The sequence below is a fragment of the Faecalicatena contorta genome, assembly GCF_003149105.1.
GTDB classification, from domain to species: Bacteria; Bacillota; Clostridia; order Lachnospirales; family Lachnospiraceae; genus Muricomes; species Muricomes contortus_C.
Genome location: NZ_QGDS01000001.1, coordinates 696,540 through 715,941, shown reverse-complemented (window position 1 = coordinate 715,941; position 19,402 = coordinate 696,540). Strand labels below are relative to the sequence as shown.

The 19,402-nt window shown below is 43.4% G+C and carries 16 protein-coding genes and 1 riboswitch; of the genes, 14 read left to right on the top strand and 2 right to left on the bottom strand.

Annotation, left to right across the window (positions count from 1 at the left end; all coding sequences use genetic code 11):
• Positions 1–390 precede the first annotated feature (390 nt).
• From A8805_RS03390 to A8805_RS22435, 9 genes are all read left to right on the top strand, one after another.
• The gene (locus tag A8805_RS03390; protein WP_330405715.1) at positions 391–1,473 is read left to right on the top strand and encodes a zinc-dependent alcohol dehydrogenase; all 1,083 of its coding nucleotides are present in this window, start codon (positions 391–393) and stop codon (positions 1,471–1,473) included.
• 58 nt (positions 1,474–1,531) lie between these two features.
• The gene (locus tag A8805_RS03385; protein ID WP_109708775.1) at positions 1,532–2,170 is read left to right on the top strand and encodes an HDIG domain-containing metalloprotein; all 639 of its coding nucleotides are present in this window, start codon (positions 1,532–1,534) and stop codon (positions 2,168–2,170) included.
• Positions 2,171–2,267: 97 nt separating this feature from the next.
• A riboswitch (TPP riboswitch) is annotated at positions 2,268–2,379 on the top strand.
• Positions 2,380–2,478: 99 nt separating this feature from the next.
• The gene (gene thiM / locus A8805_RS03380; protein ID WP_109708774.1) at positions 2,479–3,294 is read left to right on the top strand and encodes a hydroxyethylthiazole kinase; all 816 of its coding nucleotides are present in this window, start codon (positions 2,479–2,481) and stop codon (positions 3,292–3,294) included.
• Complete coding sequence (gene thiE, locus A8805_RS03375; RefSeq protein WP_278321218.1) at positions 3,281–3,910, top strand: thiamine phosphate synthase; 630 nt, start codon at positions 3,281–3,283, stop codon at positions 3,908–3,910. Before thiM ends, thiE begins: the two co-directional genes overlap by 14 nt.
• A 2-nt stretch (positions 3,911–3,912) precedes the next feature.
• The gene (locus tag A8805_RS03370) at positions 3,913–4,575 is read left to right on the top strand and encodes an HAD family hydrolase (RefSeq protein ID WP_109708773.1); all 663 of its coding nucleotides are present in this window, start codon (positions 3,913–3,915) and stop codon (positions 4,573–4,575) included.
• Positions 4,572–5,351: a bifunctional hydroxymethylpyrimidine kinase/phosphomethylpyrimidine kinase gene (thiD, locus tag A8805_RS03365; protein WP_109708772.1), complete on the top strand. Its 780-nt coding sequence runs from the start codon at positions 4,572–4,574 to the stop codon at positions 5,349–5,351. The genes A8805_RS03370 and thiD overlap by 4 nt, the downstream gene beginning before the upstream one ends.
• Before the next feature lie 3 nt (positions 5,352–5,354).
• A complete protein-coding gene (gene cytX / locus A8805_RS03360; RefSeq protein WP_420319463.1) occupies positions 5,355–6,560 on the top strand; it encodes a putative hydroxymethylpyrimidine transporter CytX in 1,206 nt (401 codons plus the stop codon).
• 158 nt (positions 6,561–6,718) lie between these two features.
• The gene (locus A8805_RS21990; RefSeq protein ID WP_181392719.1) at positions 6,719–8,536 is read left to right on the top strand and encodes a HAMP domain-containing methyl-accepting chemotaxis protein; all 1,818 of its coding nucleotides are present in this window, start codon (positions 6,719–6,721) and stop codon (positions 8,534–8,536) included.
• A 13-nt stretch (positions 8,537–8,549) separates the two neighbouring features.
• Positions 8,550–10,514 (top strand): methyl-accepting chemotaxis protein, encoded by a 1,965-nt coding sequence (locus A8805_RS22435; protein ID WP_242992244.1) that lies wholly within the window; start codon positions 8,550–8,552, stop codon positions 10,512–10,514.
• Positions 10,515–10,567: 53 nt separating this feature from the next.
• On the opposite strand, the gene A8805_RS03345 is transcribed toward A8805_RS22435, so the two are convergent.
• A complete protein-coding gene (locus tag A8805_RS03345; protein WP_109708770.1) occupies positions 10,568–11,203 on the bottom strand; it encodes a superoxide dismutase in 636 nt (211 codons plus the stop codon).
• Between the two features lie 190 nt (positions 11,204–11,393).
• Between A8805_RS03345 and A8805_RS03340 the strand changes: the two genes are divergently transcribed.
• Genes A8805_RS03340 through A8805_RS03330 form a run of 3 tightly spaced genes read left to right on the top strand, consistent with a single transcriptional unit; the run spans position 11,394 to position 16,767 of the window.
• Positions 11,394–15,917, top strand: coding sequence for an InlB B-repeat-containing protein (locus A8805_RS03340; protein WP_181392718.1), 4,524 nt, complete (start codon positions 11,394–11,396; stop codon positions 15,915–15,917).
• 16 nt (positions 15,918–15,933) lie between these two features.
• Positions 15,934–16,338 (top strand): bacteriohemerythrin, encoded by a 405-nt coding sequence (locus tag A8805_RS03335; protein ID WP_109708768.1) that lies wholly within the window; start codon positions 15,934–15,936, stop codon positions 16,336–16,338.
• Between the two features lie 24 nt (positions 16,339–16,362).
• Complete coding sequence (locus tag A8805_RS03330) at positions 16,363–16,767, top strand: bacteriohemerythrin (protein ID WP_109708767.1); 405 nt, start codon at positions 16,363–16,365, stop codon at positions 16,765–16,767.
• 204 nt (positions 16,768–16,971) lie between these two features.
• Here A8805_RS03330 and A8805_RS03325 read toward each other — a convergent pair whose 3' ends face one another.
• Positions 16,972–18,318: a flagellin gene (locus A8805_RS03325; protein ID WP_109708766.1), complete on the bottom strand. Its 1,347-nt coding sequence runs from the start codon at positions 18,316–18,318 to the stop codon at positions 16,972–16,974.
• A 297-nt stretch (positions 18,319–18,615) separates the two neighbouring features.
• Here A8805_RS03325 and A8805_RS03320 point away from each other — a divergent pair, with 297 nt between their 5' ends.
• Together A8805_RS03320 and A8805_RS03315 are read left to right on the top strand one after the other, a co-directional pair.
• Positions 18,616–18,909, top strand: a complete 294-nt coding sequence (locus tag A8805_RS03320) for a hypothetical protein (RefSeq protein ID WP_109708765.1) — start codon at positions 18,616–18,618, stop codon at positions 18,907–18,909.
• A complete protein-coding gene (locus A8805_RS03315; protein WP_181392717.1) occupies positions 18,858–19,391 on the top strand; it encodes a hypothetical protein in 534 nt (177 codons plus the stop codon). The genes A8805_RS03320 and A8805_RS03315 overlap by 52 nt, the downstream gene beginning before the upstream one ends.
• The last annotated feature ends 11 nt before the right edge of the window (positions 19,392–19,402 follow it).

Genomic DNA, 19,402 nt, shown 5'->3' with positions numbered 1-19,402 from the left:
AAAAAGGTTTAACAAGAATCTCGCCATCTGAATTCATGATAGATGCGAAATGTGTTTGCTTGGCGATATCGATGCCAACATAGAACATAAAATCAACTCCTTTGTAATAAAATCACTGTGTTTATCCACCTAGTTTTATCATCATAAACTTGCGTGAAATGAAAGTTCAAAGACTTATCCAACTATAAATGATTTAGATAAAACTGTGGCAATACACTCCTTAAAATAGTCAAAGCTATAAGATAAAATAAAAAGTCCACAGTGTTACTATTGATTATAACAAAGTTAAAGCGAAAGGAGAGTATTGATGTATTTAGTTACAAATATATCATACAAGAAAAAATGAAAGCAATTGTTTATAAAGGAATTAACAACGTACAAGTTGCACAAATGAGCGATCCTAAATTGGAAAAGCACGATGATATTATTATAAAGGTTACTTCTACAGCCATCTGTGGATCTGATCTGCATCTGGTTCATGGATTTGTGCCTAATTTGGTTAAGGGGACGCCTCTTGGTCATGAAACTATGGGAATAGTATTAGAGGCTGGAAGCGACGTCACAAAGGTAAAGTCCGGCGACAGGGTCATTATTCCGTTTCCTGTTGCATGTGGGCATTGTGCCTTCTGTGAAAGCGGATTGTTCAGTCAATGTGATAATTCTAATGAACATGGCGAAGTTGGTGGTTTGTTTGGATATGGCGAAGATTTTGGAGGATATGCCGGTGGGCAGGCCGAATACCTTCGTGTTCCATACGCTAATGTGGGACCTGTTCAAGTTCCAGAGGAGCTTTCGGATGAACAGGCACTCTTTCTCACTGATATACTGCCTACTTCTTATTGGGGGGCTTCCATCAGCCAAATTAAGCCGGGAGATTCCGTTATTGTTTTGGGTTGTGGGCCTGTAGGCCTGCTTACACAAAAATGGGCAGCCTATATGGGGGCCGGCAGAATTTATGCTGTAGACTGTGTGGATTACCGATTACATCATGCTCAAAAGCATAATGGGGTGGAAACAATTCATCTTGAGGAGTGCGAGGATACCGGTGCTTATCTCAAGGAATTGACACATGGAGGTGCAGATTGTGTTATTGATTGTGTAGGCCTTGACGGTAAAATGTCCATCCTGGAAAAAATAGAATCAGCATTCAAGCTGCAAGGCGGCTCCAAGTCTGCTATTGAAATCGCATCCAAGTCGGTAAAAAAGGGTGGAAATGTAACACTGGTCGGCGTCTATGGCGGACCATACAATCATTTCCCTCTTGGTGAATTCCTCAGTAGAAATATCACGTTGAGAATGGGCCAGTGTCCTGCACAGCGATATGTAAATCCAATAATGGAATTAATTAAAGCTGGAAAATTTGATGCAACTGATATTATATCCCATACACTTCCATTGAGTGAAGGGAAGCACGCATATTCCATCTTTGACAAAAAGATTGATAATTGTATTAAGGTGATATTAAAGCCTTAGAAGAAAATAGAAGAACTAGGAACCCCATAATGAATATAAAAATGAAGGGAACCAGTAAATGAACGATATTGTAAACAGTCTATTTCATACACTGGAGTGGCATTTGCTGAATGATAAAGCTCCATCTGAATATTGCACCTCTATTGTGGATTCACCGGACATGGAGATATATCCATTCAATTTGATGAAGCGTATGCAGGCTACAGAACAGTCCCCACAGCATCATCTAGAAGGAAACGTGTGGAATCACACTTTGCTTGTAATAGACCAGGCAGCAAAAAGAAAGCAGGAAAGCACAAATCCCCGTGTTTTTATGTGGGCGGCTATGCTTCACGATCTGGGCAAGCCTGCTGTTACCAAAGTCCGGAAGGGCAAAATCACCGCATATAATCATGACAAAACAGGGGCGGTTTTGGCAGAAGAATTTCTTAGCGCACTGCATCAGGAACCGGCATTTGTAACAGCAGTGTGTAACTTGGTTCGTTACCATATGCATATCCTTTATGTGATAAAAGATTTGCCTTTTGCGGATATAAATGCAATGCTTGAATCTGTGGACATTTATGATATTGCCCTATTGGGATTGTGCGACCGTTTAGGGCGTACAGGCGCGGACAGAAAAGTAGAAGAAGACAATATCCGGTATTTCCTGCAACTATGTAAAAGACGAGGGGAAAGAAGAAAGGGAAAACAGTAATTTTACCGAAAACAGTTCGAATTTTAAATCTACATCATAACTCCTCTAAGAAGCCCTTGTAAACGGAGGAAAATATTGTTATAATACAGAAGTAATTTCATAATTGCAGGGGAACTAATTTAGTTGAGAAGGAAGTGCACAAAAGTGCCAGTTCTGACCCTTTGAACCTGTCGGTTAACACCGTGGTAGGGAGCAAATGGACAAAGTAGAATGAAGATGCTTGGGTTTTGCGGCCCGGGCATTTTTTTGTTCATGTACGGAAGATTCTCCAAATCCCTGTATCATCGTAATTGTAAAGGAGAAAAAACATGAGTGTAAAACAAGAAGCAGCAAAACTGAATACCAAAATGAGGAATACCGTTCCTCTCGTTCACAACATTACCAATTATGTGACGGTGAATGACTGTGCCAATGCGCTTCTGGCAATCGGAGCTTCACCGATTATGGCAGACGATATTCTTGAAGCAGCAGATATTACAGCCATTTCCTCGGCACTGGTTATTAATATCGGTACCTTAAACCAGAGAACTGTGGAGTCCATGGTTTCTGCTGGGAAGAAAGCAAATGAACTGGGAATTCCGGTGGTCTTTGATCCGGTAGGCGCAGGGGCATCAAAGCTCCGTAACGAGACAACTCAGAGAATTCTGGAACAGATAAGAATTACGATTCTAAGAGGGAATCTCTCGGAAGTATCCTATGTGGCAGGACTTTCGGCGTCTACAAAAGGAGTGGATACGTCGAAAGAGGACGAAGACAAGGATGCCCAGGCAGTTGCTATAGCAGCGGCGAAGAAGTTTTCTTGTACAGTGGCAATTACGGGGGCTGTGGATGTGATTACAGATGGAAAACGCGTGGTGAGGATTTCTAACGGGCATCCGATGCTCTCTAAGGTAACGGGAACCGGGTGCATGGCAAGTGCAATCACAGGTGGATATGCCGGACTTAGAGAAGATGCATTTACGGCGGCAGCAGCAGGCGTTATGTCTATGGGAATTGCAGGTGAAATTGCATTTGAGAAGGCGGGAGAGCTGGGAACTGGAAGCTTCCATATGGCACTTATTGATGCACTTTCTATGCTGAATGAACAAATAATAGAGGAGATGGGAAACGTTGAAGAAGAATGAGATTGATTATACACTGTACCTTTGCACGGACAGGGAACTGATGAGTACGGAAACGCTGGAAGAGGCAGTGGAGCGGGCGATTAAGGGCGGGTGCACCGTAATCCAGTTGAGGGAAAAGAATTGCACCTCACAGGAATTCTATGAGACTGCGAAAAGAATTCACGAAATCACAAAGAGATTCAATGTGCCCCTTATCATTAATGACCGCGTTGACATCGCTCTGGCTGTTGATGCAGACGGTGTACATGTGGGGCAGAGTGATTTGCCTGCGGCGGTTGTACGCAGCATCATCGGTGGAGATAAAATTGTCGGGGTATCCGCAACAAACCTTTCAGAAGCGAAACAGGCAGTGTTGGACGGAGCGGACTATCTGGGGGTAGGAGCGATGTATCAAACAGACACAAAGACAGATGCACAGACGGTTACGATGGAGGAGTTAAAAGGAATCCGCAGTGCGGTGGATGTGCCGATTGTAGTAATCGGAGGCATCAATCAGAAGACTTTGGACAACTTTAAGGGTATGGGCATTGATGGGCTGGCGGTTGTGTCAGCAGTTATTGCAGCAGATAACATTGAGCAGGCGGCGCAAGATATGGCGGCAGCGTTCAGGGAGTAAATATGAAAGCGTTTAAAGGAGCAATATTTGATCTGGATGGTACACTTTTGGATTCCATGGGAGTTTGGGAAACAATTGATATTGAGTTTTTGGGAAAAAGAGGCATTCCTCTTCCTAATGACTATCTGGAAATGATTACGCCTATGGGTTTTGAGGCAGCAGCAAGATACACAATTGAGCGTTTTGGTCTGAGAGAAGAGCCCCGGGAGCTTGTGCAGGAGTGGTACTCCATGGCAAAGGATGCATATGCAAATACGGTCACATTGAAGCCAAATGTCAGGGAGTATCTGAAGATGCTGAAAGAGAATGGTATACGAATTGCGGCGGCTACTTCGTCGGATCCTCAACTGTTTGGTCCGGCACTTTTAAATAATGGAATTCTTTCGTACTTTGAGCATATTATAACAGTTCATGATGTCACACGTGGAAAAGGATATCCGGATATCTATGAAGCAGCGGCAGAACGGATAAATACAAAGCCGGCGGATACAGTAGTGTTTGAGGATATTCTAAAAGGCATTGAAGGGGCAAAGGCCGGAGGTTTTCTTGCGGTGGGAGTATATGACAGGTACTCGGAGTATGAAAAGGATGCAATGGTTGAGCTGGCTGATTATTATATTCATGATTTTGGAGAACTGATGGAAGGAGAACATAGAATAAGATGAAAACTGTATTGACAATTGCAGGAAGTGATTCCAGCGGAGGTGCCGGCATTCAGGCAGATATTAAAACAATTACGGCACACGGGTTGTATGCAACGAGTGCAATAACGGCCCTGACGGCACAGAATACAACAGGAGTTTATGGCATCATGGAAGTGACACCGGAATTTCTGGAAAATCAGCTGGATTGTATTTTTAAGGATATCTATCCCGATGCTGTGAAGATTGGGATGGTGTCTTCGGCGGCATTGATTGAAGTAATTGCTGACAAATTGAAAGTATATAAGGCCAGGCATATTGTGGTGGATCCTGTAATGGTATCCACAAGCGGAAGCCGTCTTTTGGCGGAAGACGCTTCAGAGACATTAATCAGGAACCTTATCCCCCTTGCTCAGGTTATTACACCGAATATTCCGGAGGCGGAAGCGCTCTGCGGGGCGGATATAAAAAGTGTCGGTGATATGGAGCGTGCGGCTGTGAAAATTGCCGGATTTACGAAAGGTGCGGTTCTAATTAAGGGCGGACATAACTTGAATGACGCAAATGACCTGCTGTATGAAGCCGGGACCCTTGAATGGCTGAATGGAGACCGCATTGACAATCCAAACACACATGGGACAGGCTGCACTCTTTCGTCTGCCATTGCATGCGGCCTTGCGAAAGGCAGCACCCTTCCGGAAAGCGTGAAGGCTGCAAAATCATATATATCAGGAGCGCTGCGTGCAAATTTGAATCTGGGCCACGGGAGCGGGCCTCTTAATCACATGTTTGATATCTAAATTATAAAGAGGAAATGTAAAGTGAAAGAAAAAGGAACATCAACAATAGGGAATGGATTGATTTGGTTTGGGGCTGCGGTATCAATCGCCGAAATATTGACAGGCACATATATAGCCCCTCTTGGTATGAGAAAAGGAATTACGGCGATTTTACTGGGGCACCTTATAGGGTGTGTGGTATTTTGCCTTGCCGGCCTCATTGGCGGGCAGACTAGAAAAAGTGCAATGGAAACTGTAAAAATGTCATTTGGTGCAAAAGGCGCGCAGCTGTTTGTAGTGTTGAATATTCTTCAGCTGGTAGGCTGGACTGCCATCATGATTATGAATGGGGCCAAGGCAACTGCTGTGATTACAGGGAAGTTGTGGGGGATTGATCAGATTTGGATATGGTGCCTGGCAATTGGAGCACTTATTATTGCATGGATTGTCATAGGGATTAAAAACATTAATGGATTGAACTATGTCGTCATGGGGGCCTTGTTTATTTTGACAATCGTTCTGAGTATGGTTGTATTTAAAGGTACACCAACGGCTATTATGGAAGAAAGCATAAGTTTTGGTGCAGCTGTTGAGCTGAGTGCGGCAATGCCGCTGTCCTGGCTTCCGCTCATCTCAGATTATACAAGAGAGGCAGAAAAACCAGGGCAGGCTACGGTAGTCAGTGCTATTGTCTATTTTCTGGGAAGCTGCTGGATGTATATCATTGGAATGGGGGCTGCCATTTTTACGGGAGAAACAGACATTTCTAAAATCATGCTGCAGGCAGGGCTGGGAATTGCAGGAGTTGTGATTTTGATTGGTTCAACAGTGACAACCACATTTTTAGATGCATTTTCCGCAGGCGTAAGTGCCGGAAGCATCTCCCGGAAGCTGAAAGAGAAGCCAGTTGCTATAGTTGTATCTGTGGCAGGTATTTTATTAGCTATTTTTACCCCGGTTCAGAGGTTTGAAAGCTTCCTTTATCTGATTGGATCGGTTTTTGCTCCAATGATTGCCATTCAGATTGCAGACTATTTTATTTTGAAACGGAAAAACAACACTGGAAGTGCTGACTGGGTAAATTTGATTTTGTGGGGAGTTGGATTTTTAGGTTACAGAATGTCCATGAAAATTGATACTCCGGCAGGACATACATTGCCCATTATGCTGTTGATTATTATATTATGTATGATTGTACGGAAGACTGGTTTAGTGCGGGAAAGAGAATAAAAATAGAATATCCCCAAAATTCGTATTTTAAACTTTCATAGATGTCGCTATTTCTTGAATTATGTCGCATACTGTGTTAAGATAATCACAATTAAAGATATAATTATATCTTATTTAATGAACGAAAGAATGAAAAAAATACGAGGGGGATTTTTTTTATGAAAAACATGCGGATTACCCTGAAACTATTGTTGATAAGTATTCCCGCGTTAATTGCTCTTATAGCAGTTTCCGTGGTGTTTACTTTCAACATTAATTCCGTCAATAGTAATACAAGGAATACACTATACGATGAGCTCTTCGTTCCTACGGCAGAGCTCATCAATGCGGACAGGGATTTTTATCAGGCTTATGTGGCGGAGGATGAGTTTATTCTTCTTCGGACACAAGGTAATGCAATACCAGCAGATAAGAAAGAAAGCCTTACTGCTGATTTTACCGAGAATGCGGAGCAGGTGCGGACACGTTTTGAAGATGCGTATGTCCATATCCAGGATAACCGGGATTTATATGAAAATTTTCGGCATCCGTCAGAAGGCGTTACACTCAAAGAGCTTTATGAGCAGTTTAAAGCCAGTTATGACGAATGGAAGGGGAGCTATGACCCAGCCGCCGGAACCGGGGATTACGGGGCTCACCTGGCTGCTTTTAGCTCAGCCAGGGAAAACATTAATCTTATGACCGAGATTCTTGAGGCATATGCAGAACACAGTACCTCTGAGATTCAAGGGCAGATTAAAAGTACTACTGTTACATCACTTATCGTTGTGGGAATTATTGTTGTAGTGCTGGCGGCACTGTCAATCCGTGTTCTTTTTTATTTAAAAAAGAACATACAGTACATAACTGGCATCAGCAGACGTATTGCACAAGGGGAACTGGCGCTTACAATTAATGAAAATACTTTTACCAGAGATGAAGTCGGACAATTGTCTCAGGCAATGGGGCAGATTTTAACCAGGCTCGGTGAGTATTACAACTATATCAGTGAAATAACCTCAGTGCTGGAAACTATGAAGCAGGGAGATATGAGGGTACACTTGTCCCAGACATATGAGGGTGAGTTTGCTTCTATAAAAACGGCACTGCTTGGAATTTCCTCGTCTCTCAACCAGACATTAAGTTTAATTAATACTTCCGCTGAACAGGTCAGCACCGGTGCTTCTCAGGTTGCCAGTGGAGCCCAGGCACTTGCGGCAGGATCTACAGAGCAGGCCGCCTCGATTGAGGATTTGAATGCTTTTGTTGTAAGAATCTCAGAACAGTCTGCGGAAAATTCCGAGCATGTAAAAGAGGCATTTCACTATGTGGACGAGGCTGCCTCAGGCTTACATACCGGAAATGAGCATATGAGTGACCTTACTCAGGCAATGACAGACATTAGCTCTGCTTCGGGCCAGATCGCCAATATCACGAAGGTCATTGAAGATATTGCATTCCAGACCAATATTCTGGCACTCAATGCTGCGATCGAAGCAGCCCGGGCCGGAAATTCAGGAAAAGGTTTTGCAGTCGTGGCAGATGAGGTGCGCAGCCTTGCTGCAAAGTCTGCGGAAGCCGCCAAACAAACTGGAGAGTTGATTCAAAATTCTATTGCTGCTGTATCCAAAGGTACGCAAATTTCTGAGCAAACAGCGCAGATTTTACAAGATGTAGGGAAAAGTGCCTTCAAAGTAACAGAAAGTTTCACGAAAATTGAGGAGTCATCTGCCCAGCAGGCAGATGCAATTGAGCAGGTAATGTTTGGGCTTACACAAGTGTCCTCTGTAGTGCAGACAAATGCTGCGACTGCAGAAGAAAACTCTGCCACAAGTGAAGAAATGTCTGCACAAGCCGACGTGCTTCGTCAGGAAGTTGGAAAATTTAGGCTTTATGCTGAACATGAAGAAGATACTTTAACAGATTCTCTGTTTGATGAAACTGTTGAAGGGGACGACATTATACAAGAAACAGTATCTGACTTTGGAAAATATTAAGGGAGACTTGAAAATGAAAACAAAAGAGAAAAAGGTCATTTCTATAAAACTAAAGCTTATGATATTCACAATTGCACTGATTATTTCACTAATGATAACGAATCTGGCTGCCGGACTTCTAACAAGTTATCAGGGGATTTTGAAAAATATTCGAGATGACATTACCTCTATAGGTGAAGTTGCAGACATGGCCTTGTCTGCAAAGTTGGAGTCCCTGACGGGAGAAATACAGAGGGCGGTGGATACGGCGGATACGGTTGCTGCCACAGCTTCGGACTCTGAGCTTGGTGTTTTAGCGGAGACGAATGGATGGCGATATCTTGCTTTGGCAGATTCAGATGGAAAGATAATAAAAGGTCCCTCTGTTTTAAAAGGTAATATGGTTCCTTCTGAAGATCTTTTTCAGCGGGCTCTGCATGGAAAGACGGTGATGTCTTCCCCCTTCACAGATGAAACAGGAGAATTTGTAATAAATGTTTACATACCACGAGGCAGGGAAGTTTTGATTGCCGGTGTTGACGGCATGTACTTAAGCAATATGGTTGCGGATCTCCGTGTTGGAAAAACAGGAAATATTTTTATTGTAGACAAAACAGGAACGATGATTGCCAACATGCGCCCCAAACTTGTGGAGGAAGGGCATAACTTCATTAAAATGGCAAAAACGGATAAAAGTTATGCTTCTGCCGCAAAGGTTTTTTCAAAAATGATAGCCGGTAAGACGGGTGTTGGGTCTTACACCTATGGAGGTGTAGAACGGTTTTGCTATTACGCCCCTATTGAAGGAAGTGCAGACTGGTATTTCGGAGTGGTAGCGCCAATTAAAGAAATGACCACTTCGATTTATACGGTTGCCTTAGGCATGGTAATCGTTTCAATTATTATAGCCGTCATTGGCATTTTGATTTCCATCCGGTTTGCCAAAAAGATTGCAAATCCAATTATGCGGATTACAAAACGCATGAAATTGCTTTCAGAAGGAGACCTGACGGAGGAAGTTCCCCAAATCAAAAGCAGGGATGAGATTGGTGAACTTGCTTTGAGCATTGATAGTTCCATTTCCACCTTGTCCATCTACGTGGAGGATATTACCAGAAATATGGAGGAGATTGCTGCAGGAAATCTCCAAACAGGACCGGGTCAGGACTACATTGGAGATTTTAAGCGGATTGAAACTGCCATTTATGACTCTGTTGAAAATCTTTCCGAAACACTGGCTCTTATAAATACTGCTGCTGAGCAGGTCAGCGCTGGTTCTGAACAGGTTTCCAGCGGCGCACAGGCCTTGGCATCAGGCTCTACGGAGCAGGCAGCATCAGTGGAAGAGCTAAGTTCCTCTATTGCCCTCATTGCAGACCAGGCAGAAGAAAATTCTGCAAATGTCAAACAGGCCACAGAATATGTGGGCCAGGCGGGTGTTGGTTTGAATGACGGAAACGAGCATATGAAAAAGCTTACTGATGCTATGGCGGAGATTGACTCCTCGTCCAAGCAGATTACAGGCATAATCAAGGTTATTGAAGATATTGCTTTCCAAACCAATATTCTAGCTCTGAATGCTGCTGTTGAGGCAGCACGTGCAGGAGATGCCGGAAAGGGCTTTGCAGTAGTTGCCGATGAGGTACGGAATCTGGCTGCAAAATCGGCGGAAGCAGCAAAGCAGACCACAGCCCTGATTCAACACACGGTTTCTGCTGTAGCTGAAGGGGCACAGATAACAACCCAAACAGCTCAAATTCTACATGATGTAGGGGAGAAGGCGGTTCAGGCGACAGAAAGTATTGTAAAAATTGAACAGGCATCCATTGAGCAAACCAGTGCCATTGAGCAGATTAAGCAAGGTCTTAACCAGGTATCTGCAGTTGTACAGACAAATGCGGCTACCGCCGAAGAAAACTCTGCTACAAGTGAAGAAATGTCAGCACAAGCCGCTGTATTGCGCCAAGAAGTGGGAAAATTCAAGTTACATAATGGGTAAAATTGCGGGCTGTGATAATTCACAGCCCCCGTTTTCGTATATTTTAGAAAAAATCAGAACCCAACTGCGAAGCAATTTGCATAATTGTCATTTGCCTTATCCCAGTTCACTACGTGGAACCAATCATCAATATAATCGTTTCTCATATTATAATGTTTTAAATAATATGCATGTTCCCATACATCTATATTAAGTACAGGGCACATCCCCATGGGCAAAGGAGTATCTTGATTCGGTGTTGTAATGATTTTAAGCTGACCGTTTGCATTTACAATAAGCCAGGCATATCCGGAACCAAAAACGGAGAGCCCCGCCTCTTTAAATTCTTCTTTGAGTAAATCAAGACTGCCGTATTCATTTAAGATGGCTTCACCTAATTCTCCTGTAGGAGCCGGCGGCGCAGGATTTGCCAGATTATCAAAATAGAACTGGTGGTTAAAAACACCGCCTGCACTATTTTTAACTTCAGTTTGAATCTCTTGCGGAAGGCTGGGGATGTTTACAAGAAGCTCGGACAATGTCCAATCCTGAAATTCAGGATAGTTACTTAATGCCTTGTTCAGATCATCTATATAAGTCTGAAGATGTCTGTCATGATGTAATTTCATAGTTTTTTCATCAATATACGGCTCCATGGCATTATAAGCATAAGGCAGGGGCGTGTTAACAAATTTATAATGTTCGTACATGTTATATTCCCGTTTTTTATATTATATGTACTTAAAGAGCACTATGTGAAAAGTAATAAAATGATATAACCCTTTTACTTTATTATTGGGTATAAATATTTGGCTAAACTACTTAAAAAGAACAGATTTCTGCCGATAATATATAAATACGATGAATTATATCATCTGGATAAAAATCAGGAGGGCGGCGATGAGAATTAAAACTGGAAAGGTATGGTCCATAATGAGAAAAGGACTGAGAATGGGTGGTATCCTTCTGATGGTTCTTGCTGTTATGTTAAGCGTAAACATGATTACAGTACAGGCACAGGGAATTCATGTGGCAGACGATATAGATGATAATGCAATAGAGAGGGAAGCTGCCAAAGAGGCAGAAGAAATAAAGGAACTTCTCAAATCCGGGGCAGGTGCAGGAAGTACATCGGAATCGGGAGATGCCACACTTGGGACAGAAACATTAGCGCCTGTGACACCCTTGGGGGAAGAGCTGCAGGGGATGGCCGACGGGACGGTTGATGTCAACAATGTCTTGCTGAAAAGTAAGATGATGCAATTGGCTGCAGAAGCAACAGACAATACTTTAAATATTGGAGATGGCGACATTGTTCTGAAGGAAGGCGGGGCATATACGCAGACAAGTGGAGCAACAGTCGTGTATGAAGGAACTGCATCGGAACAAAAATTTACAATTTGGGGATTAACAGACAAAAATAATATTACGATAGAAGCGGGAGCAAGTCCTGAAATTACACTTGAAAAATTATCTAGTAATTTGTCTGGCAGTACTCTGGGGAAAAGTTCCATTCACATAAAGAGCGGTGCTATAGTGACTCTTGTTTTGCCCCCTGACAGTGGCGGAACAGGAACAGTTCTTGTCGGAAGTCAACTTATGCCGGGAATTATTCTGGAAGATGGCGCTACGCTCAAGATTGAGGGTAATGGCAGCATCCGAGTATATGGTGAGGGTAGTAAATATGCGATTGAAAGCAACCAGGATTCTGCGGGAGGTTCTCTTTTAATAGAGGGGAATGTAGATTTTCAGGCATACAGTAAGTGGACTGGCGGGGCAATTCGTGTGAAACCATCTTCTATAGCTACTATGAAACGGATTCTTCAGGGAACTCTTGCGTCAGTGCAAAATAACGATACTACTATACAGGCTGAGAACAGAGACGCAAGAAGTGAAAAATATAGTATGAAGCTGCCGAAGGATTATTTATCTTTTGCCACAGCCACAACAGCTGCAGGAGGAGACTATGTATCCTATATTGCAGATATGGCAGGGGAAGAAGTGAAGGATTCCATGCTATTGGCAAATGTTTCGAATAAGGGACTACATAGCTACAATCTGACGGGAGCAGGTAATACAATGACTTCCTTATCAGGCTTGATAAGCCAGAAAATAACCTATACTGTAACCTTTGATGCAAACGGAGGGCTTTTAAACGGGCAGCCAAAGATATTACAAGGCGATGTGGGATATGGCACAGTGATTACCAAGCCCTCACCAAATCCAAGTAGAAGCAATCATGAGTTTGCGGAATGGCACAAGGTAAAGGATTCCCTTGCCCTGGAAAATCAGTGGATATTTGGGAGCGGCGGCGACAGTGTAGTAAGAGATACGTTGATTTATGCTTCATGGAAACCAATTAAGTGCACGGTGATATACTATTCTGATAACAAAAAGCTTAAGACAGACGATACAAAGACGTTTGGTGATATAATCCAGGCAGGTGAAAAACCGAACCCGGAAAAAACAGGATTTGCACTTGTGGGCTGGCTTACAGAAGATGGTTCTGAATGGAAATTTGGAAGCGATGGGACAACAATTACAAAAGAGACCACTGTCTTGAGAGCAAAATGGCTTGCGGATTGTAAGGTGACTTTTAATGCAAATGCAGGTTCAGATGAAGTAACTAATATGCCTGCTCCGAATCCTTTGACAGTATCGGCTACTACAACAATCCCCATCTCACCGGAGGATAAACCACAACGAGAAAGGTATAAGTTTGTAGCCTGGTATACAGATGCGAAATGCACAAAGATTTGGAATCTGGGCGTGGATACAGTCACCAAGAGTATGACTTTGTATGCAGGATGGGGTGCTGATGAGACAAACGTGACCTTTCATGTAAATAGTCAGGCCGGAGAAAGCGTGAATCCTCCAACTGCCAAGGTAGAGTTTGGAAAAGGAATTCCAGTGCCAAATGCTGAGAAACCTGCACGGACAACCTTGGCTACAACGTATACGGTGGAGGGCTGGTATACGGATGAGAAGCTGACCAGTAAATGGGACTTTGATGAGGGCTTAAAAGATGCTGATGGAAAGTTTGATCTTTACGCGAAGTGGCACCAGGTAACATGCTATGCCATCTTCCAGGCAAATCACCCGGATGCGATTCCTCAGGAAGACCAGAATCTTTCTGCTACATATAATGAAAGCCTAGAGAACGCCCATATGGATTTGGATGACAAGCTTGCGGGAATGTTTAAGAGAACAGGTTACGAGGTGAAAAGCTGGACTACCAGCACCGGAAAGGCATGGGATATGTCCGCTCCGTTGACAGGAGATGTTGTGCTGAAAGCACAGTGGACGCCGGAACAATATACGATTAACTTTGAAGCACCGAACGAGGAGGGATGTCCTGCGGTGCCGTCCGGTGAAGGTGCCAAGCAGATAATCTATGGAAAAACCTTAAGCAGACCCAATTATCCGGCGAGCGGGCAGAAGTGGCTGGGACATACATTCCAGGGCTGGTATACCGAGGAAGACGGAGGAGGACATCAGTGGAAGTTTTCTGATGAACCAGGTGCGGACAAGGTAGAAGGTGCTATGACTCTTTATGCATATTGGACACTGGATGAGTATACAGTCAGCTTCCATACCTATCAGGGGGATGAGAATCCGCCGGAGGCTGAAACAGGGCTACATTATGGTGATCCAATACCAGAACCATCCGAGCCATCCAGAGACAGATATGAATTTTTAGGTTGGATGACAGAAGATGGTAGACTGTGGGATTTCAGCAGCGATACGGTGACCGGAGATATGAGCCTATATGCAGGATGGCAGGGAGAGCCGGTTGATGTGATTCTAAATGTAAAATACGAACCAGAGAATGAAGATCCTGGAAAAGTCCTTCAGGTAACACTGCATGATGTTCGCTACGGAGATTTCCTGACAAGGGAGCAGGTGGAAGACCAGAATACGCCTGAAACAAAGAAAAGGCCGGGATATACACTGAACGGCTGGTACACAGGAGACGGATATCAGGACGAACAGCTATGGAATTTTGCAGAAAATCAGGTTCTCCCTGAAGGGAATGAGCTTATGCTTTATGCGCACTGGACATGGGACGAATATACGGTTCAGTTTGTAACTTATAAAGGGGACAGCAGTGTTCCTTCTCAAAACGGTCTTCGTTACGGCAATCTGATAACCAGACCGGTGCCAGATCCGTCCAGAGCACACTATACCTTCGATGCATGGTATACTGACCCGGACATTACAGATGAGACAACTGCCTGGGATTTTGCAAAATCAACAGTAACAGGAGATATGAGTCTGTATGCGTCATGGATACCCGATGTTTATACACTTTCTTTTGAGACAAACGGTGGTTCCAGCTTAGAGCCAGTGGAAGTGACTTATGGTACATATGTTCCGGCTGATAACCTGAAAACTACCAGAGCAGGATATGTACTTACCGGATGGTACCGGGATGCAGAACTTACGCAGCCATTTTTACCTGCTTCTGAATATGTAGATAAGACGATGACAATTTATGCGAAGTGGGAGCTGCAAAAATATACGGTTCGTTATCATTACAGAGCATCCGAGGATAGTGACGAAGAAGAGGTTGTTACTTATAAGGAAGCCTATAAAGTAGGTGATTATCTGCCTAATCCAAATAAGAAGATACCTCATAAAACTCTGAGCAGCTGGTATAAAGATGACGCTTATCAGGATAAATGGGTATTTAAGCGGGACAAGGTTCAGGGAGATACAGATTTATATGCACACTGGTCAGATACAGAGTATACAGTACATTTTGAGACTTATGATGGCACAGAGATTAAAGATATAAAAATGCTGTGGGGTGAACAGCCGGAACAGCCGAAAGATCCCGTGAGAACAGGATATACGTTTACAGGCTGGTTTAAAGATGCAGACGGGAAAACCCCGTGGAGCTTCGAGGAAGATTTTGTTGACGGAGAGACAATAATTTATTCCGGATGGAAAGCGAACCTGTATACAGTCAGCTTTGATACTGCCGGTGGTTCTGCGGCCCCAGAATCCCAGACAGTGGCCTATGATTCTCTGATTGCAGAGCCAGCGGCGCCTACAAAGGATGGATATGTTTTTAAAGGATGGGCAGCAGAGGGAAAAACATGGGATTTCAAAAAAGATACGCTGAAAGGCGATCTTACCTTGACGGCTCAGTGGTCAGAACCGGAAAGCTCAGGAGGTAATCCGGGAGGCGGGGGGCAGAGCGGCAGCGGAAACGGCAATGTAGGAACGGCTTCAACAGGAACAGGCACACAGAATTCTGGTACAGGAGCTGCAGATACAGCAAACCAGGCACTCAAAGATGCTGCAAACGCTATAAAAGAAATTCTTACCGGAGATAAGGCGCCTTTGACATATTCTATTGCGGGAATCATATTGGCCGCAGTCGGTATCATTGGAGCACTATACAAAAAGATAAAATAAGAAAGGAACCAAAAACATGAGATATGAAGTGACAAAAGACCTAGAAACAGGAAATGCACTAATTGATTCCGAGCACAGAGAGTTGTTTAAAATGGTAAATAATTTGCAGGATGCCTGCACAAAAGGACAGGGGCGCAGCCAGGTAGAAACAGCTGCCAAATTTCTTGTAGATTATGTAAAAAAACATTTTGGCGATGAGCAGAATCTTCAGATAAGTGTGAAATACCCGGGATATCCGGCACACAAAAACTTTCACGAAAATTACATCTCACAGATATCGGCAGCGGCTGATACAATTCTTGTCAGAAATGCAGATATCGCATCTTTGGCAGAACTGAACAGAATGATTGGTTTATTGATTGCCCATATCCGTACAGAGGATAAAAAACTGGCAGCATTTATTGTGAGCCAAAAGAAATAGAGATAAGTAAAAGAGGAAAAGCTAATGAAATATGAATTAACAAAAGATCTGGAAACAGGAAACGCACTGATTGATTCCGAGCATAGAGAGCTGTTCCGTATGATTAATAATCTGCAGGAGGCTTGCGCAAAAGGACAGGGACGCAGCCAAGTTGAATCAACTGCCAAGTTCCTTGTTGATTATGTGAAAAAACATTTCCGGGATGAAGAAAACCTGCAAAAGAGTGTCGGTTATCCAGGCTATCAGGTGCACAGCAAGTTTCATGAGAACTACATAGCACAGATAGAAGCAGGTGCGAAAGGAATATTAGCCAGTAATGCGGACATTGCGTCTCTGGCAGAACTGAATAAGTTAATTGGCATACTGGTCGCCCACATTCGTACAGAAGATAGAAAGCTGGCAGCTTATGCCAGCAGCCATAAGAAATAAACTGAAAGAAAGCATTTAAACCCAAAAGTGGTTTAGGTGCTTTTTCAATTAGGTTCCGTGGTTAAGGTAATCTATTTATCAATGTTGAGGTATTAAAACAGGAATTAAAGCAGAATTAGATAGAATCATGAATATAATCTAATATAGACTTATACAAAAAATGCTGCCCAGGTTGGGCAGCATTTTGTAATAAACATTATAAACTTACTGTAATAACTGAAGAACTCCCTGAGGAATCTGGTTAGCCTGTGCAAGCATAGCCTGAGAAGCCTGTACAAGAATGTTATTCTTTGTGTAGCTCATCATTTCTTTAGCCATGTCAACGTCACGGATACGGCTTTCGGCAGCAGTCATGTTCTCTGTTGTTACACTCAAGTTGTTGATGGTGTGTTCCAGACGGTTCTGGATAGCGCCAAGATCACCACGTGTAGAAGATACAGAGTTGATTGCGTTCTTAATTGCATCTACAGCTGATTTTGCCCCCGCCTGTGTGCTGATATCAACAGTATTAAGACCTAACGCACGTGAACTCATATCTCCAATGCTAACTGAAAGTTGATTAAAGTCTTGAGCAGTATCACCAATCTGTAATGTAAGTGCACCACTTCCAGAAGCTTCTGTTATAGTAGTGGTTGCTCCATTAAGTGCTCCTAAAATATCAGTATCTGCGCCAGCAGCGACTGCGGATAATTGGATTTTTCCAAGCCCGGCAGAAGTTAAGTCGAGAGTATATACATCTCCATCTGCTGAAATATTAAGATCCTGACCAGACACAGTAGAACCAGCTGTTTTTGCTTTACCATCTTTAGTAACGCCTGATAAAACATCATCTAACTTTAAAACAAAATTTTCTTGTTTTGTTACAGTATTACCATCATCATCTGTAACATCATATTCACGTGTTATGATAATATCTCTATCAGTTGTAGCTTCTCCAGCCGTGAATGAGCCATCAGCAGCGATAGTTCCAGTTGCAATGGTGTAATTGCCGTTGCCACCATTAATTGCACCCCAAGAAGAAACGATAAATTTGTCGTCCGCTGCAGCTGTACCGCCAGTGAGCCCTGCTGTACCAAGAGACTTGCCTACTGCAATATCTGCACCACCCAATACTGAGCTACCGCCACCTAAAGAGCCATCTAAAAGGTTAATCCCATTGAAATTTGTTCCTTCTGAAATACGGTCAATCTCGGATTTCAGAGAGTTCAATTCTTTCTGAAGATTTGAACGGTCTGTAGCATTGTCATAAGTTCCGTTTGCAGACTGGTCAGCCAGCTCTACCATACGGTTCAGCATAGAGTGAACTTCTGTCAAAGCACCTTCTGCTGTCTGTACTAAAGAAATACCATCGTTAGCATTCTTCTGTGCTGTCTCAAGACCTGTGATCTGAGCACGCATTTTTTCAGAAATAGCAAGTCCCGCTGCGTCATCACCTGCACGGTTGATTCTATATCCGGAAGATAATTTTTCCAGGTTTTTGCCTACTGCATTGTTGTTTCCTGTTAAGTTGCGGTATGAATTTAAAGCCGCGATATTGTGTTGAATTCTCATATGTATTTCCTCCTTGAAATAATTCCCGGGCTTCCTTGCCCTTGGGTATTCTTCCCTGAGATGGCCTATCGTTGGGAAGAAAATGTAATAAAATAATAGTGACGCGTCAAACATGAATAAATAAGAAGCGCTCATTTATTATGCTCAATTACAATATCGTCAGATTAGAAAGAAACATAAGTAAAAAAATGAAAAACTTTTTAAAATTTTGGGGGATTATGGTATAAGAGATGCAATACGATTAAGTTTTTAAGAAAGGAAACGATAACTATAGTATAACCTTGAAGGAGGCGCCTTATGAATCGCGTAATAAATCAAAGAAATGTTTCCCTGCCCTCCTATGCGGGGAGTAACGACATATCTTGTGCCGAGAAGTCTTTACCGGAGGCGGGGGGCCATATAGAGGCCGGGGCAGTGTCCCGCGGGAGGGACCGGGTAGAGCTTGACTCCAGCCTGACTTCCTATTTTTCTGCTGAATCAGATACATCCCCTGCTTCTAAGTTCAAGTCGTCTTCCTCACCGTCCTATTCTGTGGCCGGATGTTATACAAGGCTGGCAACGGCTTCTACCAAAGCCAGGTATGGGATGTAATGGCAACGGCGCGGCGCAGCATTTCAGAATTACGGATGACTTCCTGTTTTGGAGAGGAAGAGGACCGTGCAAAAGCCAGGGCGGCGATTGCTTCTATGCAGAAACTACTGCAGAGAGGAAATAGGAAAATCCGGAGGTTGAATGAAGAAGAGATTGTAAAATTGCGCAGCAGACGGGCAGAAAAGGCAGAAGAGCGCAGAGAAGAGCTGGCTTTAAAAACAGAATTGAAGCGGATGAGGTCGAAACGTCTCAGTGCCGACTCCAGTATCCGGGCAGAAGGGGAGCTGGAGAATATGCATCATAATTTCCGGTTTCAGAAACATTATGATAATCATCCATACATTAGCGCAGGTTCTTCTGCTTTGAATCCGGCTGTGCCAAATATAGCTCTGCCTGCGGAAGTGCAGACGGGAGCAGGAGCGGGAACGGCTTCAGCAGATATTGATGCCAAAATAGATGCCGGTATTTCTACCGGCATCTGATGGTGCATATT

Excerpts from the sequence above, each read along its gene's own strand:
- A8805_RS03335 (WP_109708768.1), top strand. The coding sequence starts at position 15,934 with ATGAGATATGAAGTGACAAAAGACCTAGAAACAGGAAATGCACTAATT.
- A8805_RS03370 (WP_109708773.1), top strand. The coding sequence starts at position 3,913 with ATGAAAGCGTTTAAAGGAGCAATATTTGATCTGGATGGTACACTTTTG.
- A8805_RS21990 (WP_181392719.1), top strand. The coding sequence starts at position 6,719 with ATGAAAAACATGCGGATTACCCTGAAACTATTGTTGATAAGTATTCCC.
- A8805_RS03340 (WP_181392718.1), top strand. The coding sequence starts at position 11,394 with ATGAGAATTAAAACTGGAAAGGTATGGTCCATAATGAGAAAAGGACTG.
- thiM (WP_109708774.1), top strand. The coding sequence starts at position 2,479 with ATGAGTGTAAAACAAGAAGCAGCAAAACTGAATACCAAAATGAGGAAT.
- A8805_RS03345 (WP_109708770.1), bottom strand. The coding sequence starts at position 11,203 with ATGTACGAACATTATAAATTTGTTAACACGCCCCTGCCTTATGCTTAT.
- A8805_RS03320 (WP_109708765.1), top strand. The coding sequence starts at position 18,616 with ATGAATCGCGTAATAAATCAAAGAAATGTTTCCCTGCCCTCCTATGCG.
- thiD (WP_109708772.1), top strand. The coding sequence starts at position 4,572 with ATGAAAACTGTATTGACAATTGCAGGAAGTGATTCCAGCGGAGGTGCC.
- A8805_RS03330 (WP_109708767.1), top strand. The coding sequence starts at position 16,363 with ATGAAATATGAATTAACAAAAGATCTGGAAACAGGAAACGCACTGATT.
- A8805_RS03385 (WP_109708775.1), top strand. The coding sequence starts at position 1,532 with ATGAACGATATTGTAAACAGTCTATTTCATACACTGGAGTGGCATTTG.
- A8805_RS03315 (WP_181392717.1), top strand. The coding sequence starts at position 18,858 with ATGTTATACAAGGCTGGCAACGGCTTCTACCAAAGCCAGGTATGGGAT.
- A8805_RS03390 (WP_330405715.1), top strand. The coding sequence starts at position 391 with ATGAGCGATCCTAAATTGGAAAAGCACGATGATATTATTATAAAGGTT.
- A8805_RS22435 (WP_242992244.1), top strand. The coding sequence starts at position 8,550 with ATGAAAACAAAAGAGAAAAAGGTCATTTCTATAAAACTAAAGCTTATG.
- A8805_RS03325 (WP_109708766.1), bottom strand. The coding sequence starts at position 18,318 with ATGAGAATTCAACACAATATCGCGGCTTTAAATTCATACCGCAACTTA.